This is a genomic window from Pseudomonas sp. NY15181 (assembly GCF_048068055.1).
Lineage (GTDB): Bacteria > Pseudomonadota > Gammaproteobacteria > Pseudomonadales > Pseudomonadaceae > Pseudomonas.
The window spans coordinates 19,706-45,640 of sequence record NZ_JBLUPT010000017.1 but is presented as its reverse complement, the minus strand read 5'-3'; the positions used below and the strand labels follow the sequence as shown (position 1 = coordinate 45,640).

General features: G+C 64.9%; 23 protein-coding genes. 17 read left to right on the top strand and 6 right to left on the bottom strand.

Annotation, left to right across the window (positions count from 1 at the left end; all coding sequences use genetic code 11):
- Positions 1-147 precede the first annotated feature (147 nt).
- Positions 148-1,197: an alpha/beta hydrolase family protein gene (locus ACNFBT_RS26245; protein ID WP_416753656.1), complete on the top strand. Its 1,050-nt coding sequence runs from the start codon at positions 148-150 to the stop codon at positions 1,195-1,197.
- On the opposite strand, the gene ACNFBT_RS26240 is transcribed toward ACNFBT_RS26245, so the two are convergent.
- Genes ACNFBT_RS26240 through ACNFBT_RS26230 form a run of 3 tightly spaced genes read right to left on the bottom strand, consistent with a single transcriptional unit; the run spans position 1,194 to position 3,653 of the window.
- Complete coding sequence (locus ACNFBT_RS26240) at positions 1,194-1,958, bottom strand: DnaJ domain-containing protein (RefSeq protein WP_416753710.1); 765 nt, start codon at positions 1,956-1,958, stop codon at positions 1,194-1,196. The genes ACNFBT_RS26245 and ACNFBT_RS26240 overlap by 4 nt on opposite strands.
- 1 nt (position 1,959) lies before the next feature.
- Positions 1,960-2,634 carry an N-acetylmuramate alpha-1-phosphate uridylyltransferase MurU gene (gene murU / locus ACNFBT_RS26235; protein ID WP_416753655.1) on the bottom strand — a complete coding sequence of 225 codons (675 nt, stop codon included), beginning with the start codon at positions 2,632-2,634 and terminating at the stop codon, positions 1,960-1,962.
- Positions 2,631-3,653, bottom strand: a complete 1,023-nt coding sequence (locus ACNFBT_RS26230) for an aminoglycoside phosphotransferase family protein (RefSeq protein ID WP_416753654.1) — start codon at positions 3,651-3,653, stop codon at positions 2,631-2,633. Before ACNFBT_RS26230 ends, murU begins: the two co-directional genes overlap by 4 nt.
- A 129-nt stretch (positions 3,654-3,782) precedes the next feature.
- On the opposite strand from ACNFBT_RS26230, the gene ACNFBT_RS26225 reads away from it, so the two are divergent.
- The 12 genes from ACNFBT_RS26225 to ACNFBT_RS26170 all read left to right on the top strand — a co-directional run bounded on the left by ACNFBT_RS26225 (position 3,783) and on the right by ACNFBT_RS26170 (position 18,609).
- Entirely contained in the window at positions 3,783-6,557 is a 2,775-nt protein-coding gene (locus ACNFBT_RS26225; RefSeq protein ID WP_416753653.1) for an LPS-assembly protein LptD, read from the top strand.
- Positions 6,538-7,830, top strand: a complete 1,293-nt coding sequence (locus ACNFBT_RS26220; RefSeq protein WP_416753652.1) for a peptidylprolyl isomerase — start codon at positions 6,538-6,540, stop codon at positions 7,828-7,830. The genes ACNFBT_RS26225 and ACNFBT_RS26220 overlap by 20 nt, the downstream gene beginning before the upstream one ends.
- Positions 7,831-7,960: 130 nt before the next feature.
- Positions 7,961-8,962 carry a 4-hydroxythreonine-4-phosphate dehydrogenase PdxA gene (gene pdxA, locus ACNFBT_RS26215; protein WP_416753651.1) on the top strand — a complete coding sequence of 334 codons (1,002 nt, stop codon included), beginning with the start codon at positions 7,961-7,963 and terminating at the stop codon, positions 8,960-8,962.
- Between the two features lie 116 nt (positions 8,963-9,078).
- The gene (rsmA, locus tag ACNFBT_RS26210; protein WP_416753650.1) at positions 9,079-9,897 is read left to right on the top strand and encodes a 16S rRNA (adenine(1518)-N(6)/adenine(1519)-N(6))-dimethyltransferase RsmA; all 819 of its coding nucleotides are present in this window, start codon (positions 9,079-9,081) and stop codon (positions 9,895-9,897) included.
- A complete protein-coding gene (apaG, locus tag ACNFBT_RS26205) occupies positions 9,894-10,274 on the top strand; it encodes a Co2+/Mg2+ efflux protein ApaG (protein WP_416753649.1) in 381 nt (126 codons plus the stop codon). Before rsmA ends, apaG begins: the two co-directional genes overlap by 4 nt.
- On the top strand, positions 10,274-11,098 hold the full coding sequence (locus ACNFBT_RS26200; protein WP_416753648.1) for a symmetrical bis(5'-nucleosyl)-tetraphosphatase: 825 nt from the start codon (positions 10,274-10,276) through the stop codon (positions 11,096-11,098). The genes apaG and ACNFBT_RS26200 overlap by 1 nt, the downstream gene beginning before the upstream one ends.
- A 43-nt stretch (positions 11,099-11,141) precedes the next feature.
- On the top strand, positions 11,142-11,471 hold the full coding sequence (gene glpE / locus ACNFBT_RS26195; protein ID WP_416753647.1) for a thiosulfate sulfurtransferase GlpE: 330 nt from the start codon (positions 11,142-11,144) through the stop codon (positions 11,469-11,471).
- A 288-nt stretch (positions 11,472-11,759) separates the two neighbouring features.
- Positions 11,760-13,682: a PrkA family serine protein kinase gene (locus ACNFBT_RS26190; protein WP_416753646.1), complete on the top strand. Its 1,923-nt coding sequence runs from the start codon at positions 11,760-11,762 to the stop codon at positions 13,680-13,682.
- 103 nt (positions 13,683-13,785) lie between these two features.
- A complete protein-coding gene (locus ACNFBT_RS26185) occupies positions 13,786-15,057 on the top strand; it encodes a YeaH/YhbH family protein (protein ID WP_416753645.1) in 1,272 nt (423 codons plus the stop codon).
- The gene (locus ACNFBT_RS26180) at positions 15,054-16,607 is read left to right on the top strand and encodes a SpoVR family protein (RefSeq protein WP_416753644.1); all 1,554 of its coding nucleotides are present in this window, start codon (positions 15,054-15,056) and stop codon (positions 16,605-16,607) included. The genes ACNFBT_RS26185 and ACNFBT_RS26180 overlap by 4 nt, the downstream gene beginning before the upstream one ends.
- A 59-nt stretch (positions 16,608-16,666) precedes the next feature.
- Positions 16,667-17,176, top strand: coding sequence for a DUF4136 domain-containing protein (locus ACNFBT_RS26175; RefSeq protein ID WP_416753709.1), 510 nt, complete (start codon positions 16,667-16,669; stop codon positions 17,174-17,176).
- A gap of 203 nt (positions 17,177-17,379) precedes the next feature.
- Positions 17,380-18,609, top strand: a complete 1,230-nt coding sequence (locus tag ACNFBT_RS26170; RefSeq protein WP_416753643.1) for a multifunctional CCA addition/repair protein — start codon at positions 17,380-17,382, stop codon at positions 18,607-18,609.
- Positions 18,610-18,713: 104 nt separating this feature from the next.
- On the opposite strand, the gene folK is transcribed toward ACNFBT_RS26170, so the two are convergent.
- Positions 18,714-19,250, bottom strand: coding sequence for a 2-amino-4-hydroxy-6-hydroxymethyldihydropteridine diphosphokinase (gene folK, locus ACNFBT_RS26165; RefSeq protein WP_416753642.1), 537 nt, complete (start codon positions 19,248-19,250; stop codon positions 18,714-18,716).
- On the bottom strand, positions 19,241-19,594 hold the full coding sequence (folB, locus tag ACNFBT_RS26160; protein ID WP_343578197.1) for a dihydroneopterin aldolase: 354 nt from the start codon (positions 19,592-19,594) through the stop codon (positions 19,241-19,243). The genes folK and folB overlap by 10 nt, the downstream gene beginning before the upstream one ends.
- Positions 19,595-19,674: 80 nt before the next feature.
- On the opposite strand from folB, the gene plsY reads away from it, so the two are divergent.
- Positions 19,675-20,244 carry a glycerol-3-phosphate 1-O-acyltransferase PlsY gene (gene plsY / locus ACNFBT_RS26155; protein WP_416753640.1) on the top strand — a complete coding sequence of 190 codons (570 nt, stop codon included), beginning with the start codon at positions 19,675-19,677 and terminating at the stop codon, positions 20,242-20,244.
- Positions 20,245-20,337: 93 nt separating this feature from the next.
- On the opposite strand, the gene tsaD is transcribed toward plsY, so the two are convergent.
- Positions 20,338-21,363: a tRNA (adenosine(37)-N6)-threonylcarbamoyltransferase complex transferase subunit TsaD gene (gene tsaD, locus ACNFBT_RS26150; protein WP_416753639.1), complete on the bottom strand. Its 1,026-nt coding sequence runs from the start codon at positions 21,361-21,363 to the stop codon at positions 20,338-20,340.
- A 201-nt stretch (positions 21,364-21,564) separates the two neighbouring features.
- Here tsaD and rpsU point away from each other — a divergent pair, with 201 nt between their 5' ends.
- The 3 genes from rpsU (at position 21,565) to rpoD (ending at position 25,928) form a co-directional block, all read left to right on the top strand.
- Positions 21,565-21,780, top strand: coding sequence for a 30S ribosomal protein S21 (gene rpsU, locus ACNFBT_RS26145; protein ID WP_003085057.1), 216 nt, complete (start codon positions 21,565-21,567; stop codon positions 21,778-21,780).
- A 196-nt stretch (positions 21,781-21,976) separates the two neighbouring features.
- Positions 21,977-23,992, top strand: coding sequence for a DNA primase (dnaG, locus tag ACNFBT_RS26140; protein ID WP_416753637.1), 2,016 nt, complete (start codon positions 21,977-21,979; stop codon positions 23,990-23,992).
- A gap of 79 nt (positions 23,993-24,071) precedes the next feature.
- Positions 24,072-25,928 (top strand): RNA polymerase sigma factor RpoD, encoded by a 1,857-nt coding sequence (gene rpoD / locus ACNFBT_RS26135; protein ID WP_416753636.1) that lies wholly within the window; start codon positions 24,072-24,074, stop codon positions 25,926-25,928.
- The last annotated feature ends 7 nt before the right edge of the window (positions 25,929-25,935 follow it).

Below are 25,935 nucleotides of genomic sequence, written 5' to 3'. Positions count from 1 at the left end.
CAGCACCCCAGGATTTCATTGCGCCACTAAACAGCCGGCATACCTTACAGCAACCCCAGCGGAACCCGGCATGGCCTGCGCCTGACAAACTCAATAACAGCCGCTAGGCTGGCCGCACTCGCGCCCGCCCTGACATGGATATCGCCGATGCCGCATCTGCCTCGCCCTACCCTGCTCGCCCTTTGCCTATCGCTCGGCCTGTCGCCGGCCTGGGCTGGAGAGGCCAAGCCCGCCGCCGAGGAAAAGCCCGCGGCGGCACCGGCGGTGCGGCCGCAGGTCAGCGAGCGCAGCCGGGACGACGCCAGCGGTCTGGAACGGCAGCTGCCGGAACAGGAGCGGCAGATGCTGCAAGCGGGTGACGAAAGCTTCCTCGCCCTCTGGCTGCCGGCCAACACCGCCGAAGCGCAAGGCGTGGTGATCCTGATCCCCGGCGATGGCGAAAGCGCCGACTGGCCGGTGGCGATCGCCCCGCTGCGGCGCAAACTGCCCGACGCCGGCTGGCAGAGCCTCAGCGTGACCCTGCCCGACCCGCAGAGCACGGCCCCAGTGCCGCGCCCGGCCGAGTCGGCGGACAAGGCCAGCGCGGACACCGACGCCACCGCCGCCGACAGTGCCAGCAAACCGGAAGTGACGGGCAGCGCGGGCAACGCCACGCCCACCCCGGAAAGCACCGGCGAAACCGGCAGCGCCGAGCCGGCCCAGGCCAACCCGGCAGAGGCCGCGCCAACGCCGACCGACCCGGTGGAGCTGCGCAAGGCCCACTCCGAGCGCGTACTGGCGCGCATCCAGGCGGCGGTCGATCTGGCCGAGCAGCACAAACCCAAGGCTATCGTCCTGCTGGGGCACGGCACCGGCGCCTACTGGGCGACCCGCTACCTGGGCGAACGCACACCGGCCGATATCAGGAACCTGCTGCTGGTGGCGCCCGCCATGCCACGCGACTTCCTGCCTTCGCTGGAAGACACGGTGCCCCTGCTCAGCCTCGCCACCGGCGACTTCTACTACAAGGACAAGGCCGTCGACCGCACGGCGGCGCAGCGGCGCCTGCAGGCCAGCAAGCGGCAGAAGTCACCGAACTACATCCAGATCGGCATGAACGCGCTGCCCGCCGACCTTGCGACCGAGCAGGAGCAGCTGTACCGCCGCGTTCGCGGCTGGCTGTCGATGCACCTGGAGCCGGTCGGGCAGAGCGATTAACGGAAGCCGCGCCGCTGCCGGACGAGTAGGTAGGCGGCCTGGATCTCGCGGGTCTTCTCGGTGGCGGCGGCAATGCGCTCGGGGCTGGCCCCCAGGCCTTCGAGCTTGTCCGGGTGGTTCTGGCTGACCAGCTTGCGGTAGGCGCGCTTGATGTCCTCCGGTTCGCTGTCCGGCGTCACGCCCAGCACGCGCAAGGCCTGGGTATAGGACTCGCGCGGCGTCACCGCAGGCTTCGTCCGCTCCGCGCCCAAGGCCAGGGCCTGAATGCGGGCGCGCGAAAGACCGAGCCAGTCACCCCACTGCAGGATCAGTTGCTTCTCCGCCGAACCTGGAGCACCAACGGCCCAGGCCATGCGCCAGCAGGCCAGCAACAGTCCTTCCGCGGTCGCCTCATGACCGCGTCGCTGACGCAGACCGATCTCCAGCATTTCGCCGCCGTTCTTGCCGCGCCCGAAGGCTTCGATGGCCTGGCGGCGCGCACTGTCATCCAGTTGCAGGCGCAGCATTTCCGCACGCGCCTGCTGGATGTGCGCATCGTGCACGCGGCCCCGGATCTTGGCCAGGCGGCCGAGCAGAAGAAACAGCAGCTCACGGTCACCGACCTGCGGGCCGCCGCGCAAATGCTCCAGCAGCCCACGCCAGGTGCGCACCTTCAGACGACGGTCAAGCACCTGGCCGAGCAATCCTCCGAGCAAGGCTCCGGGAATGCTCGCCAGCGCCCAGCCGGCGAGCAGGCCCAGCAATGTGCCCGGCCAGAACACCTCAGCCCTCCGCCAGTTGGCGTTCGACGTCAGCCAGACGCTCATGGGTGCCGACGTCGACCCAGCGACCCACGTGCTGCACGCCGCTCACGCGGCCGGCCGCCATCGCCTGGCGCAACAGCGGCGCCAGCTTGAAGGCGCCGGGCTCGCAGCCGTCGAACAGCGTCGGATGCAGGACGGCGATGCCGCTGTAGGTCAGGCTCGGCTCGCCTTCGCGGTAGTCACTCACCCGGCCGTCGCGCAGGCAGAAATCGCCGCGCGCGTGATGGTCCGGATTGTCCACCAGCACCAGGTGCGCCAGATCGCCTTCGGCCAGCGCGCCGTGCAGGCTCGCGTAGTCGAAGTCGGTCCAGATGTCACCGTTGGCGATGACGAAGGCTTCATCCCCCAGCAGCGGCAGTGCCTTGAAGATGCCGCCGCCGGTTTCCAGTGGCTCGCCTTCGGGCGAATAGCGGATGCTCACCTCGAACCGCGCGCCATCGCCCAGGTAGTCCTCGATCTGCTCGCCGAGCCAGGCGTGGTTGATCACCAACTGATCGAAACCGGCACGGCGAAGCGCCCGCAGCTGGTACTCGATCAGCGGCACGCCGCCTGCGCGCACCAGCGGCTTTGGCGTATGCAGGGTCAACGGGCGCAGGCGTTCGCCCTTGCCCGCAGCGAGAATCATGGCCTTCATGCGGGATGCGTCTCGTCTTTGGGCAGGCTGGCCAGCAGCGCGGCGAGGTCGGCCAGTTCGGGACGACGGGCTATCACGCTTTCCAGATAGCGGAAGAAGCGCGGTACATCGCCCAGGTAACGCGGCTTGCCGTCACGGTGGCAGATGCGGGCGAAGATGCCGATCACCTTGAGGTGGCGCTGTGCGCCCATCAGGTCGCTGGCGCGCAGGAAGTCCTCGAAGCGCTCCGGCAGCGGGATGCCCGCAGCCTGCGCCTTGCGCCAGTAGCGCGACAGACCATCGTGCACACGCGGCTCCGGCCAGCTGAGGAAGGCGTCCTTGTAGAGGCAGGTCACGTCATAGGTGACCGGGCCGTAGACGGCATCCTGGAAATCCAGAACGCCCGGATTCGGCTCGCTGAGCATCAGGTTGCGCGGCATGTAGTCGCGGTGCACCAGCACGCGCGGCTGCTCCAGCGCGCTCGCCACCAGCAGGTCGCAGGTACGCTGCCAGGCGGCCAGTTGCTCACCCTCCAGGGTAACGCCCAGGTGGCGCTGCAGGTACCAGTCGGGGAACAGCTGCAGCTCGCGGCGCAGCAGGGCGTCGTCATAGGCCGGCAGGCGCTCGGCGACGTTCACCTGCTGGAAGGCCACCAGCGCATCGAGCGCCGGCTCGAACAGCTCCTCGGCGTTCTGCGGGTTCAGCACATCGAGGTAGGTCTGACGGCCGAGATCGCTGAGCAGCAGGAAGCCCTGCTCGACATCCTCGGCGAGGATCTGCGGCACATGCACGCCGGCTTCGGCCAGCAGGCCGGCGACCTTGACGAAGGGCCGGCAATCTTCCTGGGGCGGCGGCGCATCCATCACAATCAGGCTGCGGCCATCGCCCTGCCAACGGAAATAACGGCGAAAACTGGCGTCGCTGCTGGCCGGCGTCAGGCTCGCCTCGGGCACTGGGCCCCAGCCTTCGGCGTTGAACACAACGGGCAAACTCAAGTCCAACCAGCGGATCATCTGCTGGTAACGGGCATCCTGTGACATCTTTATGGGTTCTCCACGGCCCTAGCCGTTGCGCGGGTCATGCTTTATTATCCAGCATCTTTTTGAGCCCATCGAGTGGCTCGCGGTCCTCACTGGGCCGATGGCTCGCAGGAAGCCCGGATTAACAAGATGGCAGTGAATTTCCCCGTGTTCCGTAGAAAATTCCCCTTACTGGTGACCGGTGGCCTGCTGGCTATTCAGCCGCTCGCCTCTGTGACCGCGGCACCCGGTGAGCAGTTCGCCTGCCAACCTTCCGCCTCCGGCTCCTGGAACTGCGCACCGCAGGAGAGCGCCACCAGCGTTCCGCGGCCGCAGCACAGTGCCACCGCCGTGAGCGCAGGCGCCAGCACCGCCGCCACCAGCGGCGAGAAGTCCGCCGGCGGCTCCGCCACCAACACTGAAGAACCCAAGCAACTGGTCACCCAGTCCGGCGGCCGCGGCCTGACGTCGCGCAGCACCGATTACAGCCACCTCGACTGGGTACCGCGCGAGAAACTGACCGCCGCCCAACTGGCAGAAATGGGCCCGTACTGCAGCGGCGAGTACGTCGAGCCGGTACGTCCGGGCATGAACGACAAGACGCCCAACGACGAGGCGCCGACCTACGTCTCGGCCAAGGTTTCGCGTTACGAGCAGGAAAAGCAGATCGCCACCCTCGCGGGTAACGTGGTCCTGCGCCAGGGCAGCATGCAGGTCGAGGCGGACGAAGCCAACCTGCACCAGGCCGAGAACCGCGGCGAGCTGGTCGGCAACGTCAAGCTGCGCGACAACGGCGCGCTGATCGTCGGCGACCACGCCGAGTTGCAACTGGACAACGGCGCAGCGAAGATCGACAACGCCGAGTACGTCATGCACCAGGCCCAGGTCCGTGGCAGCGCGCTCTACGCCAAGCGCCAGGAAGACGCGATCATCCAGCTCAAGGACGGCACCTACACCCGTTGCGAGCCCAACAGCAACGCGTGGGTCCTCAAGGGCAACAACATCAAGCTGAACCCGGCCACCGGCTTCGGCACCGCGACCAACGCGACCCTGCGGGTGAAGGACATTCCGGTGTTCTACACCCCGTACATCTATTTCCCGATCGACAACCGTCGCCAGTCCGGCTTCCTGCCGCCGTCGTTCTCCAGCTCCAGCGACACCGGCTTCACCCTGACCACACCGTACTACTTCAACCTGGCGCCGAACTACGACGCCACGTTGTACCCGCAGTACATGGTCAAGCGTGGCCTGCTGATGGAAGGCGAGTTCCGCTACCTGACCCACTCCAGCGAAGGCCAGTTCAACGCGGCCTACCTGAACGACAAGGACGACGACCGCAAGGGCTTCCCGCAGTACACCGACACCCGCTGGCTGTACGGCTGGAAGAACGTCAGCGGCCTGGATTCGCGCCTGCTGGCGCAGGTGGACTACACCCGCATCAGCGACCCGTACTACTTCCAGGACCTGGACACCTCGCTGGGCATCAACGCGCCGACCTACGTGAACCAGCAGGGCTCGCTGACTTACCGTGGCGACAGCTACACCGCACGCCTGAATGCGCAGGCCTACCAGCTGGCGAACGTGACCGACGTGACGCCATACGATCGCCTGCCGCAACTTACCCTGGACGGCACGCTGCCGTTCAACCCGGGCGGTCTGAAATTCACCTACGGCACCGAAGCCGTGCGCTTCGACCGCGACCTGGATGAAACCGTCTACCTCAATGACGACGGCACCATCAAAGGCACCCGCCCGGACGCCAATATCCAGGGCCTGGCTCGCGCCACCGGCGATCGCTTCCATGCCGAACCCGGCATCAGTCTGCCGATGACGCGCGGCTGGGGCTTCATGACCCCGACCGTCAAGGGCTTGTACACCAAGTATGACCTGGACCTGGATGGCAGAGGCAAGGCAACGCTACCATCGTACATCAATTACGACAGCAGCCCTGACCGCGCGCTGACCCTGGCCAAGCTGGACAGCGGCCTGTACTTCGATCGCGACACCACCTTCGGCGGCACCAAATTCCGCCAGACCCTGGAACCGCGCGCGATGTACCTGTACGTGCCGTACAAGAACCAGGACAACCTGCCGACCTTCGACACCGGCGAATTCACCTTCAGCTACGACTCGCTGTGGCGTGAAAACCGCTTCACCGGCAAGGACCGCATCGGCGACGCCAACCAGCTGTCCCTGGGCCTGGGCTCGCGCTTCATCGAGGACGACGGCTTCGAGCGCGCCTATATCGCTGCCGGCCAGATCTACTATTTCAGCGACCGCCGCGTACAGCTGCCGGGCTTGACCGAGAACGACCTGCGCGTCAACGGCCAGGAAAACCCGGACGCCGATACCTGGCGCTCGCCGTACGCCCTGACCGGCCTGTATCGCTTCAACCATGACTGGTTCGCCAGCTCGGACTTCAACTGGAACGCGGACAGGCATCACACCGACAACGGCAACCTGATGTTCCACTATCAGCCTGAAGCCGATCCCCGCAAGATTCTGAACGCCGGTTACCGCTATCGCGCCGACACCAAGAGCTTCGATCCGAATACCGGCCGGTTCACATACAACAACGACGTGAACAAGATCGACCAGCACGACTTCTCGTTCATGTGGCCGGTACTGCCGCAGTGGGCTGCAATCGGTCGCTGGCAGTTCGACTACAACCAGAGCCGTACACTGGAAGCCTTCGGCGGCTTCGAATACGACAGCTGCTGCTGGAAGCTGCGCCTGATCAATCGCTACTGGGTCAACTACGACGACGAGAATTTCCTCACCTCCAACGACACGTCGAAGTCCGACCACGGTGTGTTCCTGCAAATCATCTTGAAAGGCCTTGGCGGCGTGGTTGGCAACCAGGTGGAAGGCTTCCTCGACCAAGGTATCCAGGGTTATCGTCAACGTGAAGACCATTCTATGTAAGGCCCTGCGCCCGCTGATGCTGGGCGCGCTGTTGGTAAGTTCCGTCGTGCACGCCGAAGTGGTTCCGCTGGACCGTGTAGTCGCCATCGTCGACAACGACGTGGTGATGCAGAGCCAGCTGGACCAACGCCTGCGCGAAGTCCGTGCAACCATCCAGAAGCGCGGCGCGCCGCTGCCGCCGGAACATGTTCTGACCCAGCAGGTGCTCGAGCGCCTGATCATCGAGAACATCCAGCTGCAGATCGGCGACCGCTCCGGCATCCGCATCACCGATGAGGAGCTGAACCAGGCCATGGGCACCATCGCCCAGCGCAACAACATGAGCCTGGACCAGTTCCGCGCCGCCCTCGCCCACGACGGCCTGTCCTATGACGACGCCCGCGAGCAGGTGCGCCGCGAGATGGTCATCAGCCGTGTGCGCCAGCGCCGCGTGGCCGAGCGCATCCAGGTCAGCGAGCAGGAAGTGCAGAACTTCCTCGCTTCCGACATGGGCAAGATCCAGCTCTCGGAAGAGTACCGCCTGGCCAACATCCTGATCCCGGTACCCGATGGCGCCTCGCCAGAAACCGTGCAGGCCGCCGGCCGCCAGGCCACCGAGCTGTACCAGCAACTCAAGCAGGGTGCGGACTTCAACCAGCTGGCGGTGTCCCGCTCGGCTGGCGACAACGCCCTGGAAGGCGGCGAGATCGGCTGGCGCAAAGCCGCCCAGCTGCCCTCCCCGTTCGACAGCATGGTCGGCAGCCTGGCCGTGGGTGACGTGACCGAGCCGGTGCGCACGCCGGGCGGCTACATCATCCTCAAGCTGGAAGAGAAGCGCGGCGGCAGCAAGATGCTGCGTGACGAAGTGCACGTCCGCCACATCCTGCTCAAGCCCAGCGAAATCCGCAGCGACGAAGAGACCCAGCGCCTGGCCGAGAAGCTCTACGAGCGCATCCAGGCCGGCGAAAGCTTCGGCGAACTGGCGAAGAAGTACTCCGAGGACCCGGGCTCCAAGCTCAATGGCGGCGACCTGAACTGGGTCGACCCGGAATCCCTGGTACCGGAATTCCGCGAGGTGATGAACAACGCGCCGCAAGGCCAGGTCACCAAGCCGTTCCGTTCGCCGTTCGGCTGGCACGTGCTGGAAGTCCTCGGTCGCCGCGCCACCGACAGCAGCGACAAGTTCCGCGAGCAGCAGGCTGCCCAGACCCTCCGCGCACGCAAGTACGACGAGGAACTGCAGGCCTGGCTGCGGCAGATCCGCGACGAAGCCTACGTCGAGATCAAGCAGTAAGCCGCTTGAGTCGCTACGAAGAAACCCGGCCTTGGCCGGGTTTCTTTTTATCCGCACCAAGCTTCGTCGTGGAGGGGGTTCGTCGTAGAGTAGGCGCATCCGCTCCAATGCCCTGATTCGAGATCACCTGATGAGCACTTCCGCGCTTTTTGCCCTGACTCCCGGCGAGCCCGCCGGCATCGGCCCCGACCTCTGCCTGCTGCTCGCCCGCGAAGCCCAGCCCCATCCGCTGGTCGCCGTCGCCAGCCGCCAACTGCTGGCTGAGCGTGCCGAGCAGCTCGGGCTGAGCATCACCCTGCAGGAGGTCGGCCCTGGGCATTGGCCGAGCGCACCATCCGCCGCAGGTACGCTGTACGTGTGGGACACCCCGCTGGCCGCTCCGGTCGAACCCGGCAAGCTGAACCAGGCCAACGCCGCCTACGTGCTGGAAACCCTGACCCGCGCAGGCCAGGGCTGCCTCGACGGGCATTTCGCCGGGATGATCACCGCGCCGGTGCACAAGGGTGTGATCAACGAAGCGGGCATCGCCTTCTCCGGCCACACCGAATTCCTCGCCGACCTGACCTCCACCGCCCAGGTCGTCATGATGCTCGCCACCCGCGGGCTGCGCGTGGCCCTGGTGACCACCCACCTGCCGCTGCGGCAGATCGCCGACGCCATCACCCCGGAGCGTCTGGAGCGGGTCACCCGCATCCTCCACGCCGACCTGCGCGACAAGTTCGGCATCGCCAACCCACGCATCCTGGTCTGCGGCCTGAATCCCCACGCCGGAGAAGGCGGCCACCTCGGCCATGAGGAAATCGACATCATCGAGCCGACCCTTGAACGCCTGCGCACCGAGGGCATGCAGCTGATTGGCCCGCTGCCGGCCGACACCCTGTTCACCCCCAAGCACCTGGAGCACTGCGACGCCGTACTCGCCATGTACCACGACCAGGGCCTGCCGGTGCTCAAGTACAAGGGTTTCGGCGCGGCGGTCAACGTCACCCTCGGCCTGCCGATCATCCGTACATCGGTGGACCACGGCACCGCCCTGGATCTCGCCGGTACCGGCAGGATCGACAGCGGCAGCCTGCAGGTCGCCCTGGAAACCGCCTACCAGATGGCCGAAGCCGGCGCCGTGCACAGGTGAATCCCGCCTCTCCGTTCGGCCAGCGTTTCGTGCTGGCCACGCAGGGCTGGTAAACTGACGGTTTTTCGTCCCCAGCTCGCAGCCTCGCGCTCCCAGCTGCTCCTCCGGAGCCCTCGATGTCCGAACTCTTCCAACACCGCGCCCGCAAACGCTTCGGCCAGAACTTCCTGCATGACGCCGGGGTGATTCACAAGATCCTGCGCGCCATCGCCGCCAAGGAAGGCCAGCACCTGCTGGAAATCGGCCCGGGCCAGGGCGCCCTGACCGAAGGCCTGGTGGACAGCGGCGCCAAGCTCGACGTGATCGAACTGGACCTGGACCTGATCCCACAACTGAAATGGCGCTTCGGCCTGAAGCCCAACTTCAGCCTGCACCAGGGCGACGCCATGAAGTTCGACTTCTCCAGCCTGGTCGCCTCCCCTGACGACAAGCTGCGCGTGGTCGGCAACCTGCCCTACAACATCTCCACGCCGCTGATCTTCCACCTCCTGGACCACGCTTCGATCATCCAGGACATGCACTTCATGCTGCAGAAGGAAGTGGTGGAGCGCCTGGCTGCCGAGCCGGGCAATGGCGATTGGGGCCGCCTGTCGATCATGGTGCAGTACTTCTGCCGGGTGGACTACCTGTTCACCGTCGGCCCCGGCGCCTTCAACCCGCCGCCGAAAGTCGAATCGGCGATCGTGCGCCTGGTCCCCTATACCGAACTGCCGCACCCGGCCAAGGACCATCGCCTGCTCGAACGCATCGTCCGCGAAGCCTTCAACCAGCGCCGCAAGACCCTGCGCAATACCCTGCGAGCGCTGATGAGCGTGGAAGAGATCGAGGCCGCCGGCGTCGACCCGACCCTGCGCCCCGAGCAGCTGGACGTGGCCGACTTCGTCCGCCTGGCCAACCGCCTGGCCGATCACCCTGCGCAGGACACTTCCGCATGAGCGATCCGCGCTACAACGTCACCGTCAGCGTCACCACCCGCCACCTGCCGGAGCAGTCCCAGCCGGAGCAGCAGCGCTACGTGTTCGCCTACACCGTGACCATTCACAACCAGGGCGAGCAGGCCGCCAAGCTGCTCACCCGCCACTGGATCATCACCGACGGCAACGGCCACGTGCAGGAAGTGCGCGGCGCCGGCGTGGTCGGCGAGAAGCCGCTGATCGAGCCGGGCGCCAGCCACACCTACACCAGCGGCACCGTGCTCGCCACCCAGGTGGGCAGCATGCATGGCAGCTACCAGATGATCGCCGACGACGGCCACCACTTCGACGCCGAGATCCCGGTGTTCCGCCTGGCCGTACCGGGGGCCCTGCACTGATGGCCACCTACGCCGTCGGCGACCTGCAGGGTTGCCTTGAACCGCTCAAGTGCCTGCTCGACCAGGTACGGTTCGACCCCGCGATGGACAAGCTCTGGCTGGTCGGCGACCTGGTCAACCGTGGCCCGGCCTCGCTGGAAACCCTGCGCTACCTCTACGCCATCCGAGAGTCGCTGGTGTGCGTGCTGGGTAACCACGACCTGCATCTGGTCGCCGTGGCCTACAACACCGAGCGCCTGAAGAAGAACGACACCCTGCGCGAGATCATCGAGGCCCCGGACTGCGCCGAGCTGATCGAGTGGCTGCGCCAGCAGCGGCTGGTCTACCACGACGCCGCGCGCGACTTCACCCTGGTGCACGCCGGCATTCCGCCGCAGTGGTCGATCGCGAAGTCCCTGCAGCGCGCCGCCGAAGTCGAGGCGGTACTGCGCGACGACGACCAGTTGCCGCTGTTCCTAGACGGCATGTACGGCAACGAGCCGGCCAAGTGGGACAAGAAGCTGCACGGCATCGAGCGCCTGCGGGTGATCACCAACTATTTCACACGCATGCGCTTCTGCACCCCCGAAGGCAAGCTCGACTTGAAATCCAAGGAAGGCCTGGACACCGCGCCGCCCGGCTACGCCCCCTGGTTCAGCTACGCCGAACGCAAGGCTGCCGGACGCAAGGTCATCTTCGGCCACTGGGCGGCGCTGGAAGGCCAATGCGATGTACCCGGCCTGTTCGCCCTGGACACCGGCTGCGTCTGGGGCGGCAGCATGACCCTGCTGAACGTCGACACCCTCGAGCGCATCCACTGCAGTTGCGCCCGCCAACACCCCTGATTCCAGCGGGGCCGAGCGCCCCGCGTCTTGCGAGGTACCCCACATGAGCGACTTCAAGCGCATCGCCCCCGACCTGGCCCAGCAACTGCGCGAAGGCGGCGCCCAGGTCGTCGACATCCGCGACCCGCAGAGCTTCGCCCTGGGCCACATCACCGGCTCGCGGCACATCGACAACTACTCGGTGGCCGACTTCATCCGCGAAGCGGACATGGACGCACCGCTGGTGGTGGTCTGCTACCACGGCAACTCCAGCCAGAGTGCGGCGGCCTATTTCGTCCAGCAGGGCTTCTCCGAGGTCTACAGCCTCGACGGCGGCTTCGAACTGTGGCGCAGCGTCTATCCCGCGGATACCAGCGCGGGCGGCTCCGACTGAAAGCCCCTACGAAAGAGACGGAATAGCTCCCCAAAAAATCTGTAACTTCTCGCGCTTTCGCCCTTTACAGGTCTGAGAACGAACTATCCTTTCCCTCAGGCCATCCAAAACAGGGAGAGCCGGCACACCGGCTTCCGGGTAATCGGCAGTGACCATTTGGGGCGGATCAGGGCAGTTGCCAGGTTCCGTTGGAGTTCTGGGGGATTCTCGCCGGCATCACTGGCGGCCCGACCGCACCCGCACACGACCGATCCCGCGCCGGCTCCATGCATCGAGCGAGGAGACGTCATGAGCATTTTCAGTCACTTCCAGGAACGCTTCGAAGCGACCCGTCAAGAGGAATACTCCCTGCAGGAGTACCTGGATCTCTGCAAGCAGGACAAGACCGCCTACGCCACCGCTGCCGAACGGATACTGATGGCCATCGGTGAGCCCGAGCTACTCGACACCTCCGTCGATTCGCGCCTGTCGCGGATCTTCTCCAACAAGGTGATCCGTCGCTACCCGGCCTTTGCCGACTTCCATGGCATGGAAGAGTGCATCGACCAGATCGTCGCCTTCTTCCGTCACGCGGCCCAGGGCCTGGAAGAGAAGAAGCAGATCCTTTACCTCCTCGGCCCGGTCGGCGGCGGCAAGTCGTCCCTGGCCGAAAAACTCAAGCAACTGATGGAGCACGTGCCCTTCTACGCCATCAAGGGCTCCCCGGTGTTCGAATCGCCCCTGGGGCTGTTCAACCCCGATGAAGACGGCGCCATCCTCGAAGAGGACTACGGCATTCCCCGGCGCTACCTGCGCTCGGTGATGTCGCCCTGGGCGACCAAGCGCCTCAACGAGTTCGGCGGCGACATCAGCCAGTTCCGCGTGGTCAAGCTGCACCCCTCGATCCTCAACCAGATCGCCATCGCCAAGACTGAACCCGGGGATGAGAACAACCAGGACATCTCCGCGCTGGTCGGCAAGGTGGATATCCGCAAGCTGGAAGAATTCCCGCAGAACGACGCCGACGCCTACAGCTACTCGGGCGCGCTGTGCCGGGCCAACCAGGGCCTGATGGAATTCGTGGAGATGTTCAAGGCGCCGATCAAGGTCCTGCACCCCTTGCTCACCGCGACCCAGGAAGGCAACTACAACAGCACCGAGGGCCTGGGTTCCCTGCCCTACAGCGGCATCATCCTCGCCCACTCCAACGAATCGGAGTGGCACAGCTTCCGCAACAACAAGAACAACGAGGCCTTCATCGACCGGATCTACATCGTCAAGGTGCCGTACTGCCTGCGCGTCTCCGACGAGATCAAGATCTACGACAAGCTGCTGGTCAACAGCTCGCTGGCGCACGCCCACTGCGCGCCGGACACCCTGAAGATGCTCTCGCAGTTCTCCGTGCTGTCGCGCCTGAAGGAGCCGGAAAACTCCAACATCTACTCGAAGATGCGCGTCTACGACGGCGAAAACCTCAAGGATACCGATCCCAAGGCCAAGTCGATCCAGGAATACCGCGACACCGCCGGCGTGGATGAAGGCATGGCCGGGCTTTCCACCCGCTTCGCCTTCAAGATCCTGTCGAAGGTCTTCAACTTCGACCCGCATGAAATCGCCGCCAACCCTGTGCACCTGCTTTATGTGCTGGAACAGCAGATCGAGCAGGAGCAGTTCCCGCCGGAAACCCGCGAGCGCTACCTGCGCTTCCTGAAGGAATACCTGGCGCCGCGCTACGTCGAGTTCATCGGCAAGGAAATCCAGACCGCGTACCTCGAGTCCTACAGCGAATACGGTCAGAACATCTTCGACCGCTACGTGCTGTACGCCGACTTCTGGATCCAGGACCAGGAATACCGCGACCCGGAGACCGGCGAAATCCTCAACCGTGCCGCCCTCAACGAGGAACTGGAGAAGATCGAGAAACCCGCCGGCATCAGCAACCCGAAGGATTTCCGCAACGAAATCGTCAACTTCGTGCTGCGTGCCCGTGCCGGCAACAACGGCAAGAACCCCAGCTGGCTGTCGTACGAGAAGCTGCGCGTGGTGATCGAGAAGAAGATGTTCTCCAACACCGAGGACCTGCTTCCGGTCATCAGCTTCAACGCCAAGGCGAGCAAGGAGGATCAGCAGAAGCACAACGACTTCGTCAAACGCATGGTCGAGCGCGGCTATACCGAGAAGCAGGTGCGCCTGCTGTCGGAATGGTATCTGCGGGTTCGCAAGTCGCAGTAGTCTGCCATCGGCGCGGCGGTTTCCGTCGCGCCGGTCGCCGTCGCATTCGGACCTGCTCCGGGGCGGCTCCACGCCGCCGCGCAGCAGGCCCTGAGGAGCATTCATGAGCTACGTCATCGACCGGCGTCTGAACGGCAAGAACAAGAGCACGGTGAACCGCCAGCGCTTCCTGCGGCGTTACCGTGAGCACATCAAGAAGGCGGTGGAAGAGGCCGTGAGCCGCCGCTCCATCACCGATATGGAACATGGAGAGCAGATCAGTATTCCCGGCCGCGATATCGACGAGCCGGTGCTGCACCATGGCCGTGGCGGCCGGCAGACGGTCGTCCACCCCGGCAACAAGGAGTTCACCTCCGGCGAACACATCCCGCGCCCCCAGGGCGGCGGCGGCGGACGCGGCGGCGGCAAGGCCAGCAACCAGGGCGACGGGATGGACGACTTCGTCTTCCAGATCACCCAGGAGGAATTCCTCGACTTCATGTTCGAGGACCTGGAACTGCCCAACCTGGTCAAACGTCATCTCACCGGCAGCGATACCTTCAAGACCGTGCGCGCCGGCATCAGCAACGAGGGCAATCCCTCACGCATCAACATCGTGCGCACCCTGCGCTCGGCCCACGCACGACGCATCGCCCTGTCCGGCTCCACCCGCGGCAAGCTGCGCGCGGCGCTGGCCGAACTGGACCGCCTGAAGCGCGAAGAGCCGGACAACCTGGGCGACATCCAGGCACTGGAGCTGGAAATCGCCAAGATGCGTGCGCGCATCGACCGGGTGCCGTTCCTCGATACCTTCGACCTCAAGTACAACCTGCTCATCAAGCAGCCCAACCCGACCTCCAAGGCCGTGATGTTCTGCCTGATGGACGTCTCCGGCTCCATGACCCAGGCCACCAAGGACATCGCCAAGCGCTTCTTCATCCTGCTCTACCTGTTCCTCAAGCGGAACTACGAGAAGATCGAAGTGGTGTTCATCCGCCACCACACCAGCGCCCGTGAAGTCGACGAGGAAGAGTTCTTCTACTCCCGCGAAACCGGCGGCACCATCGTCTCCAGCGCGCTCAAGCTGATGCAGGAAGTGATGGCCGAGCGCTACCCCACCAACGAGTGGAACATCTACGCAGCGCAAGCCTCGGATGGCGACAACTGGAACGATGATTCTCCGGTCTGCCGCGATATCCTGATGAAACAGATCATGCCGTTCGTGCAGTACTACACCTACGTCGAGATCACCCCGCGCGAGCACCAGGCGCTGTGGTTCGAGTACGAGAAGATCCGCGACAGCTTCGAAGACAGCTTCGCTCAGCAGCAGATCGTCTCCTCCTCGGACATCTACCCGGTGTTCCGCGAGCTGTTCCAGAGGAGGCTCGTCGCATGAGCAAGCGTCAGCCGATTGCCACCGGCTCGGAGTGGACCTTCGAGCTGATCCGGCAGTACGACCGCGAAATCAGCCGTATCGCGGAGCGCTACGCGCTGGATACCTACCCCAACCAGATCGAGGTAATCACCGCCGAGCAGATGATGGATGCCTACGCCTCCGTCGGCATGCCCATCGGCTACAACCACTGGTCCTATGGGAAGCACTTCCTCAGCACGGAAAAGAACTACAAGCGCGGCCAGATGGGCCTCGCCTACGAGATCGTGATCAACTCCGATCCGTGCATCGCCTACCTGATGGAAGAGAACACCCAGTGCATGCAGGCGCTGGTGATCGCCCACGCCTGCTACGGGCACAACAGCTTCTTCAAGGGCAACTACCTGTTCCGCACCTGGACCGATGCCACCTCGATCATCGACTACCTGGTGTTCGCCAAGTCCTACATCAACAAATGCGAGGAACGCTACGGCATCGATGCCGTGGAAGACCTGCTGGACTCGTGCCACGCCCTGATGAACTACGGCGTGGACCGCTACAAGCGGCCCTACCCGATTTCCGCCGAGGAAGAGCGGCAGCGTCAGAAGGAGCGCGAAGAGCAGATCCAGCGCCAGGTCAACGACCTCTGGCGGACCATTCCCAAGGCCGCCGGCAAGGACAAGGAACAGGGCCTGGCCCGCTATCCCAGCGAGCCGCAGGAGAACATCCTCTACTTCATCGAGAAGAACGCCCCACTGCTGGAGCCCTGGCAGCGCGAGGTGGTGCGCATCGTGCGCAAGGTCGCGCAGTACTTCTACCCGCAGCGCCAGACCCAGGTGATGAACGAAGGCTGGGCGACCTTCTGGCACTACACCCTGATCAACGATCTCTACGACGAGGGCCTGGTCAGCGACGGCTTCATGATGGAGTTCCTGCAGTACCACACCAGCGTGGTCTACCAGCCCGGCTTCGACAGCCCCTACTACAGCGGCATCAACCCCTACGCCCTGGGCTTCGCCATGTACCGCGACATCCGCCGCATCTGCGAGGAGCCCACCGAGGAAGACAAGCGCTGGTTCCCGGACATCGCCGGCAGCGACTGGCTGGCCACCCTGAAATTCGCCATGAAGAGCTTCAAGGACGAGAGCTTCGTCCTGCAGTTCCTCTCGCCCAAGGTGATCCGCGAGTTCAAGCTCTTCAGCATCCTCGACGATGACCAGAAGGACGACCTGCTGGTCGATGCCATCCACGACGACGACGGCTACCGCAAGATCCGCGAAACCCTGGCCGCGCAGTACAACCTCGGCAATCGTGAGCCGAACATCCAGATCTGGGACGTCGACCGCCGCGGCGACCGTTCGCTGACCCTGCGCCACCAGCAGCACGACCGCAAACCGCTGGGCGACTCCACCGACGACGTGCTCAAACACCTGCACCGCCTGTGGGGCTTCGACATCCACCTGGAAACCCTGCAGGGCGACAACCTGGTCAACACCTTCCACATGCCCCCAAAGGGTGAACGCGACAGCGAGGAGGGATACCCGCGGCTCGACCTGATCATTCCACCCATTTGATCGGTTGACCGGTGCATCGGGCCGCTTCCAGCATGGCGAGACTCCCCGTGGAGATCGCCATGCGCCTGTTCGCCATCCTGCTGCTCTGCCTTGCCGTCGCAACCTGCACCAACCAGGTGCCGAGGGCACAGGTTTCCCACCCGGCCGACGCACGACTATCGAGCCTGCGCGACTTCCAGCTGATGCCGCCGGAGAACGCCGTCGACGCGCTGCCCTACCGTAACCGCTACCCACTGATCAACGCCCAGGTGCGCCAGGGCCTGATCGAGCGCGGCTACCGGGAAAGCGCCACGCCGCAGATCCGCGTCTACTACTGGCTGGCCCTGCAGGACGCGCCGCTGGAGTTCAAGGTCGACACCCCACCGCCCAACCCGCTCGGCCCCTACCTCGCCATCCACCGCCTGCACGACGAAACCGGCACCCTGCGCCTGCGGCTGACCGATGCGCAGGAACAGACGCTCTGGGAGGGCACCGTCAGTACCGGCCTGAGCCCGGCCCATGCCAGCGCGACGCTGTTGCAGGACGCCATCCAAGCCCTGCTGAAGCAAGTCCCCGCCGCTTCGCCGTGATGGAGTCCCCGTAACAATGGACCTTGTCCGCGATAATCCCCGCAGCGGAGCCCATCGCGGACAAGGGCCAGGCTCCTGCGAAAGCACCCCGTGCCTGTAGGAGCGAGCTTGCTCGCGAACCGCCCCCAGCGCCCCAAGAACTGCTCCGCTTGAACCTCTCCCAGCAAACCCCGAAGCTATCCCCCAGAACAGGAGACAGCTTCATGCAGATCTACAAGGTGGGCGGCGCCGTGCGCGACCGCCTGCTCGGCCAGCCCTTCAGCGACACCGACTGGGTGGTGGTCGGCGCCAGCGCCGACGAAATGCTTGCCCAGGGCTACCGCCCGGTGGGCGCCGACTTCCCGGTATTCCTCCACCCGAAAACCGGCGAGGAATACGCCCTGGCACGTACCGAGCGGAAAAGCGGGCGCGGCTACGGCGGCTTCACCTTTTACGCCAGCCCCGACGTCACCCTCGAAGAAGACCTGATCCGCCGCGACCTGACCATCAACGCCATGGCCGAGGACGCACAGGGCGCGGTGGTGGACCCCTACGGCGGCCAGAAAGACCTCCAGGCCCGGCTGCTGCGCCACGTCTCCCCCGCCTTCGCCGAAGACCCGCTGCGCGTGCTGCGCGTGGCCCGTTTCGCCGCCCGCTATGCGCCGCTGGGGTTCCGCGTAGCGCCGGAAACCCTGGCGCTGATGCGCGAGCTGTCCGAGTCCGGCGAACTGGAAGCGCTGACCGCCGAACGCAGCTGGAAGGAAATCTCCCGCGCCCTAATGGAACCGCGCCCGGACGTGTTCATCCAGGTCCTGCGCGACTGCGGCGCCCTCGCCGTACTGATGCCAGAAGTCGATGCGCTGTTCGGCGTGCCGCAGCCGCCCGCGCACCACCCGGAAGTGGATACCGGGGAACACGTACTCGCCGTCCTGCGCCAGTGCGCCGAACGCGACCAGCCGCTCAGCGTGCGCTGGGCCAGCTTGGTGCATGACGTCGGCAAGGGTGAGACACGAGAGGAAGACTGGCCGAAACACCACGCCCACGAACACCTCGGCTTGCCGTTGATCGACGCGATCAACGCGCGCTTCAAGGTCCCGCGTGACTGCCAGGAGCTGGCGCGGCTCGTCGGCGAGTACCACACCCACTGCCACCGCGCACTGGAACTGCGGCCGAACACCGTCCTGGAATTACTGCAGGCGTTCGACGTCTACCGCCGCCCACAGCGCTTCGAAGAGTTCCTCCAGGCCAGCGAGATGGACACCCGCGGTCGCCACGGGCTGGAACAGCGAGCATACCCGCAGGCGGATTACCTGCGCGGCGCCGCCCAGGCTGCCCGCGCGGTCGCCGTGCAGCCGCTGCTGGAAAAGGGATACAAGGGCGCCGAACTGGGCGAAGCGCTCAAGCGCGAGCGCCTGACGGCCCTGAAGACCTACAAGGAAAACTACACGGGCTGAATCGGTGGGATAACCCTGTAGGAGCGAGCTTGCTCGCGAACAATCTCACCGATTGGATCGGTGTTATGCGGTTCGCGAGCAAGCTCGCTCCTACAGAAAAGCCCTTAGGCCGCCGGATGCGCCTCAAGCAGTGCCGCCGGCGTCAGCTCCACGCCGCGCCACTGGAAGGGCACCGGCCAGAGTCGCTGGTCGATCCGCGCCTCGGCCCACAGCTGGGCAAAGGTGCGCTGCAAGCCCGGATGCTTCAGCTGCGGCGCCAGCAGCGACAGCGGCCAGAGCACGAAGGCGTTCTTCAACACCTCGGCACGCGGCAGCGTCAGACCATCGAACTCGCCGTGCAGATCGCCGTACAGCAGCACGTCGATATCCAGCGGCAGCCCCTTGCGCTCCGGCGCGTAACGGCCGTTGTCCGCCTCGATGTGCTTCAGCCGCAGGCTCAGCTCCGCCAGTGGCAGATCCGTGCGCGCCACGATCACGAAGTTGTAGAAGGGACCGCTGCGAATGCCCACCGACTCGCTCTCGAACACCGGCGAGCAGTGGATATCCTCGAGGAAACCCTCCAGCGCCTCGAGCCCCGCGAGCAGATGACGCTCGCGCTCGAAGTTGCTGCCCAGGCCCAGGTAGACCGTCGTCAGCGGCATCCGCGTTCGATCTCCACACCCACGCCGATGGCCGCCGCGACGGCGCCGGGCTTGGTGACTTTCAGGCGCAGCCACTGGATGCCGAACTCCGCCATCAGCAGCGCAGCCAGGCGTTCGGCAAAGGTTTCCACCAGCTGGAAATGCGCATCACGGGCGAACGCCATCACGCGCTCGGAGAGCACGGCATAGTCCAGAGCCTTGGTGATGTCGTCGTCGGCCGCCGCCGGGCGGTTGTCCCAGCCCAGCGTCAGGTCCAGGCGCAGGCACTGCCGGATACCCCGTTCCCAGTCGTAGACGCCGATCACGGTGTCCACTTCCAGCCCCTCGATGAAAACTCTGTCCACTGACTGCATGCTCCAAGGCTGCACGACAATCGGCCGGCGCCCCGTTAGAATCGGAAACGACCTCGTCTCCGGTGGAAACCATGTTCTGGTTCTTGGCGATCCTCGCCTACCTGCTCGGATCACTGTCCTTCGCGGTACTCCTCAGTCGCCTGTTCGGCACCGCCGACCCGCGCGCCAGCGGCTCGGGCAACCCCGGCGCCACCAACATGCTGCGCCTGGCTGGCAAGAAGATCGCCATCCTCACCCTGCTCGGCGACCTCGCCAAGGGGCTGCTGCCCGTACTCATTGCCCGCCAGATCGGCCTGACCGACATGCAGCAGGCCTGGGTCGGGCTGGCCGCAGTGATCGGCCACCTCTATCCGCTTTACTTCAACTTCCGTGGCGGCAAGGGCGTCGCCACTGCCGCCGGCATGCTGCTGGCGCTGTACCCGCCGGCGGCGCTGCTCGCGGCAGCGGCCTGGCTGGTCACCTTCAAGCTCTCGCGCACCAGTTCGCTCGCTTCCCTGGTCGCCACGCCGCTGACCCTGCCGCTGCTGGCCTGGCAGGAGCCGTCGGCACTGCTGCCGATGACCGTGCTCACCGGCCTGATCGTCTGGCGTCACCGCAGCAACCTGCGCGACCTCATCGCCGGACGCGAACGTCACTTCTGATCAGCCAGCTTCCCGTCCGGCAAACCGCGCTGCAAGCGAAAAAACGGCCCATGCCGCTCAGAGCATGTGCCGCGTCGTTTGCAGCTTCATTATTCAGACAGCCGGCAGCGACTCCATTGGCCAGCGCGCCTGCACGCCAATCGAAGGGCCATCCTTCTGCCCGGCCAACAGCCGCTGGCAGCCAGCATAGGCGATCATCGCGCCGTTATCGGTGCAGAAGCGCGGGCGGGCGTAGAACACCTGCCCCTTCATCTCACCGAGCATCTTCTCCAGATGCTGGCGCAGCGCCTGGTTGGCGCTGACGCCACCGGCGATCACCAGGCTCTTGAGGTGCGTCTGCTTGAGCGCGCGGCGGCACTTGATGGTCAGGGTCTCCACCACGGCGGTCTGGAACGCCAGGGCGATATCGCAGCGGGTCTGCTCGCTGTCATCGCCGGCCTCGACGCAACGCTGCCAGGTATTCAGGGCGAAGGTCTTCAGGCCGCTGAAGCTGAAATCCAGGCCCGGGCGATCAGTCATCGGTCGCGGGAAGACGAAGCGACCGGCGGTACCGCGCTCGGCCAGGCGCGCGATCTCCGGACCACCGGGGTAGCCCAGGCCGAGCAGCTTGGCTGTCTTGTCGAAAGCTTCGCCGGCGGCGTCGTCCACCGACTCGCCGAGCAGCTGGTAACGGCCGATGCCATCGACCCGAACCAGCTGGGTATGACCGCCGGAAACCAGCAAGGCGACGAACGGGAACTTCGGCGGCTGCTCTTCCAGCATCGGCGCCAGCAGATGGCCCTCCATGTGGTGCACGCCGACGGCCGGTACACCCCAGGCAAATGCCATGGCCTGGGCGCAGGAAGCACCGACCAGCAGCGCCCCCACCAGGCCGGGACCGGCGGTGTAGGCGATGGCGTCGATGTCTTCGGCCGTGCAGCCGGACTCGTCCAGCACCTGGCGGATCAGCGGCAGCATGCGCTTGACGTGGTCACGGGAAGCCAGCTCGGGAACCACGCCACCGTAGACGCGGTGCAGGTCGATCTGGCTGAACAGCGCGTCGGCCAACAGGCCCTTTTCGCTGTCGTAAAGTGCGACGCCGGTTTCGTCGCAGGAGGTTTCCAACCCCAGCACTCGCATGGGTTTGAGCCTTTACTCTGGGCAAATTTGAAGCCGCGCATCATAATCGCCGGCTTGGCTTCGGACCAGCGCTTTTCGATCGGAGGCTTTGCATTCCTTCGCCCGAACGTTTAATATCCGCAACCCTTGAAAACCGCCGACTCCCGAACCAACTGTCAGGAGCGCGATAAACCCCCGGTAATCATTGAAGGTACGACCTGGATGCCCGCCGTCAAAGTTAAAGAGAACGAACCCTTCGACGTAGCCCTGCGTCGTTTCAAGCGCTCCTGCGAAAAAGCAGGTGTACTGGCTGAAGTTCGTAGCCGCGAGTTCTACGAAAAGCCGACCGCCGAGCGTAAGCGCAAGGCCGCTGCCGCTGTTAAGCGTCACGCCAAGAAAGTGCAGCGCGAGCAGCGCCGCCGCGAGCGTCTGTACTGAGTTACAGCGCTACGCCGCACGCTTTCCGCATCGCCCGGCCCACTCGCCGGGCGAGTGCCTGAAACAGGGCACGACTACTCCGATTCGCACCCGCGAACTTCGGAGTTTTTTGCTTTTCCAGCCGATGCTTATTTTGCAAACCCACGACTAGCCGCCTGCGGCTATGCTTGGGTCCCCCCTGCGTCCCGATGAGTCTATGGCCGGCCTGATTCCACAATCCTTCATCGATGACCTGCTCAACCGCACCGACATTCTCGATGTGGTGAGTTCGCGCATCCAGCTGAAGAAGACCGGCAAGAACTACAGCGCCTGCTGCCCGTTCCACAAGGAGAAGACCCCCTCCTTCACCGTCAGCCCCGACAAGCAGTTCTACTACTGCTTCGGCTGCGGCGCCGGCGGCAACGCGCTCGGCTTCATCATGGACCACGACCAGTTGGACTTCGTCCAGGCGGTCGAGGACCTGGCCAAGCGCGCCGGCATGGACGTGCCCCGCGAGGAAGGCCGGCGCGGCAACAAGCCCCGCCAACCGGTCGACTCGCCGCTCTACCCGCTGCTCAGCGCCGCCGCCGAGTTCTACCGCCAGGCGCTGAAAAGCCACCCGGCACGCAAGGCCGCCGTGGAATACCTCAAGGGCCGCGGCCTGACTGGCGAGATCGCCCGCGACTTCGGCCTGGGTTTCGCCCCGCCGGGCTGGGACAACCTGCTGAAGAACCTGGGCGGCGACAGCCTGCAACTCAAGGCCATGCTCGACGCCGGCCTGCTGGTGGAAAACCCCGACAGCGGCAAGCGCTACGACCGCTTCCGCGACCGGGTGATCTTCCCCATCCGCGACAGCCGCGGCCGGGTGATCGCCTTCGGCGGCCGGGTCCTGGGCGACGACAAGCCGAAGTACCTGAACTCGCCGGAAACACCGGTCTTCCACAAGGGCCAGGAACTCTACGGCCTGTTCGAGGCGCGGAAGAACAACCGGGATCTCGACGAGATCATGGTGGTCGAAGGCTACATGGACGTCATCGCCCTGGCGCAGCAAGGCATCCGCAATGCGGTGGCGACCCTGGGCACGGCCACCAGCGAAGAACACATCAAGCGGCTGTTCCGCATCGTGCCGAACATCCTCTTCTGCTTCGACGGCGACCAGGCCGGCCGCAACGCCGCCTGGCGTGCACTGGAGTCGGCGCTGAGCAACCTGCAGGACGGGCGCAAGGTGCGCTTCCTGTTCCTGCCCGAAGGCGAAGACCCGGACAGCCTGGTCCGCGCCGAAGGCCCGGACGCCTTCCGTGCCCGCCTCGCCCATCAGGCACAGCCGCTGGCCGACTACTTCTTCCAGCAGCTGACCCAGGAAGCCGACCCCAGCACGCTGGAAGGCAAGGCCCACCTGGCAACCCTGGCCGGACCGCTGCTGGAGAAGATTCCCGGCAACACCCTGCGCCTGCTGATGCGCCAGCGCCTGGGCGAGATCACCGGACTCTCGAGCGACGCGCTCAACCAGATCAGCGCACCACGCTCCGGGCATTCCGGGCATGCCGCTCACTCAGCCGCCGCGCCGTCGCACGGCCCGGAGCAACACGCCCACGAGTACGCCGACTACGACATGAGCCAGTTCGCCGACCACGGCGACAGCCACTACCAGGATGCTTCGAGCTACTTCGAGGCGCCGAAGGATTTTTCCGCCGGCAACGGCGGCGGCAAGCCGGGCAAGAAGCCCTGGAAAGGCGATCGCAAGTGGGACGGCAAAGGCCGGAAAGGCGAGTTCACCCCGCGCCAGCCGCGCACGGAGATCAGTGTCGAATCGCCGACCCTGACCGCTCTGCGCACCCTGCTGCACCATCCGCAGCTGGCGCAGAAGGTCGAGGATGCCAGCCACTTCGCCAACGAAGGCCAGACTTACTCGCAGCTGCTCGCGGCCCTGGTCGAAGCGCTACAGAAGAATCCCACCCAGCGCTCGATGCACCTGATCGCGCGCTGGCACGGAACCCCGCAAGGACGCCTGCTGCAGGTCCTGGCGGAAAAGGAATGGTTGATCGGTCAGGACAATCTTGAAAAGCAGTTCTTCGACACCATTACTACACTTGCACACAATCAACTGCACAGCAGCCGCGAAGCGCGTCTGCGTAGCGTGTTGCAGAAGAGCCCCAGTGAACTGACCGACGATGAAAAAGCCTTATTGCGGGAGCACATCAGCTCCCCCTCGTCACCAGGCGCCCAGAGCTGAACTGGCGCCTGAAGCCTCGAATCTGGTATAATCCTCGGCTTAATTTCAGCCCGCCAAGACCTTCAGTGGATAGGGTGTTATGTCCGGAAAAGCGCAACAGCAATCTCGTCTCAAAGAGTTGATCACCCGTGGTCGTGAGCAGGGCTACCTGACTTACGCAGAGGTCAACGACCACCTGCCGGAGGATATTTCCGATCCGGAACAGGTGGAAGACATCATCCGCATGATCAACGACATGGGGATCAACGTATTCGAGACAGCCCCGGATGCGGATGCCCTGTTGCTGGCGGAGACCGATACCGACGAAGCCGCCGCCGAAGAAGCCGCTGCCGCCCTGGCTGCGGTGGAGAGCGACGTCGGCCGCACCACCGACCCGGTGCGCATGTACATGCGCGAAATGGGTACCGTGGAACTGCTGACCCGCGAAGGCGAGATCGAAATCGCCAAGCGCATCGAGGAAGGCATCCGCGAAGTAATGAGCGCCATCGCCCAGTTCCCGGGCGCGGTGGACGGCATCCTCGAAGAATACAGCCGAGTGGTCGCTGAAGGCGGCCGCCTGTCCGACGTCCTGAGCGGCTACATCGACCCCGATGACGGCAGCCTGCCGGCCGAGGAAGTCGAGCCTGTCGACCTCAAGGACGACAGCGCCGATGCCAAGGCCAAGGACGACGAAGAAGACGAAGAAAGCGACGGCGAAAGCTCCGACGACGACGAAGGCGATGGCGGTCCGGACCCGGAAGAAGCCGCCCGTCGCTTCGGCGCCGTTTCCGAGCAGCTGGACAAGGCCAAGAAAGCCCTGAAGAAGCACGGCCGCGGCAGCAAGCAGGCCAGCGAGGAGCTGCTCGCCCTGGCCGAACTGTTCATGCCGATCAAGCTGGTGCCCAAGCAGTTCGACGTACTGGTCGCCAAGGTTCGCGATTCGCTGGACAGCGTCCGCCGCCAGGAACGCGCCATCATGCAGCTGTGCGTACGTGATGCGCGCATGCCGCGTGCCGACTTCCTGCGCCAGTTCCCCGGCCACGAAACCGACACCGCCTGGGTCGACGCCGTACTCAAGGGCAAGCCCAAGTACGCCGAGGCCATCGAGCGCCTGCGTGACGACATCCTGCGCAACCAGCAGAAGCTGGTCGACCTGGAAGCCAGCTCGCAGCTGACCGTCGCCGAGATCAAGGACGTCAACCGCGCCATGTCCATCGGCGAGGCGAAAGCCCGCCGTGCGAAGAAGGAGATGGTGGAGGCGAACCTGCGTCTGGTGATCTCCATCGCCAAGAAGTACACCAACCGCGGCCTGCAGTTCCTCGATCTGATCCAGGAAGGCAACATCGGCCTGATGAAGGCGGTGGACAAGTTCGAATACCGTCGCGGCTACAAGTTCTCGACCTACGCCACCTGGTGGATTCGCCAGGCGATCACCCGCTCGATCGCCGACCAGGCACGCACCATCCGTATCCCGGTGCACATGATCGAGACCATCAACAAGCTCAACCGTATCTCCCGCCAGATGCTGCAGGAGATGGGCCGTGAACCGACCCCGGAAGAGCTGGGCGAACGCATGGACATGCCGGAAGACAAGATCCGCAAGGTCCTGAAGATCGCCAAGGAACCGATCTCCATGGAAACGCCGATCGGTGACGACGAAGACTCGCACCTGGGCGACTTCATCGAGGACTCCACCATGCAGTCGCCGATCGAAGTGGCGACCAGCGAGAGCCTCAAGGAAGCCACCCGCGAAGTCCTCGCCGGCCTCACCGCTCGCGAAGCCAAGGTCCTGCGCATGCGCTTCGGCATCGACATGAATACCGACCACACCCTCGAGGAAGTCGGCAAGCAGTTCGATGTGACCCGTGAGCGTATCCGCCAGATCGAAGCCAAGGCGCTGCGCAAGCTGCGCCACCCGTCGCGAAGCGAGCACCTGCGCTCCTTCCTCGACGAGTGATGAAAAA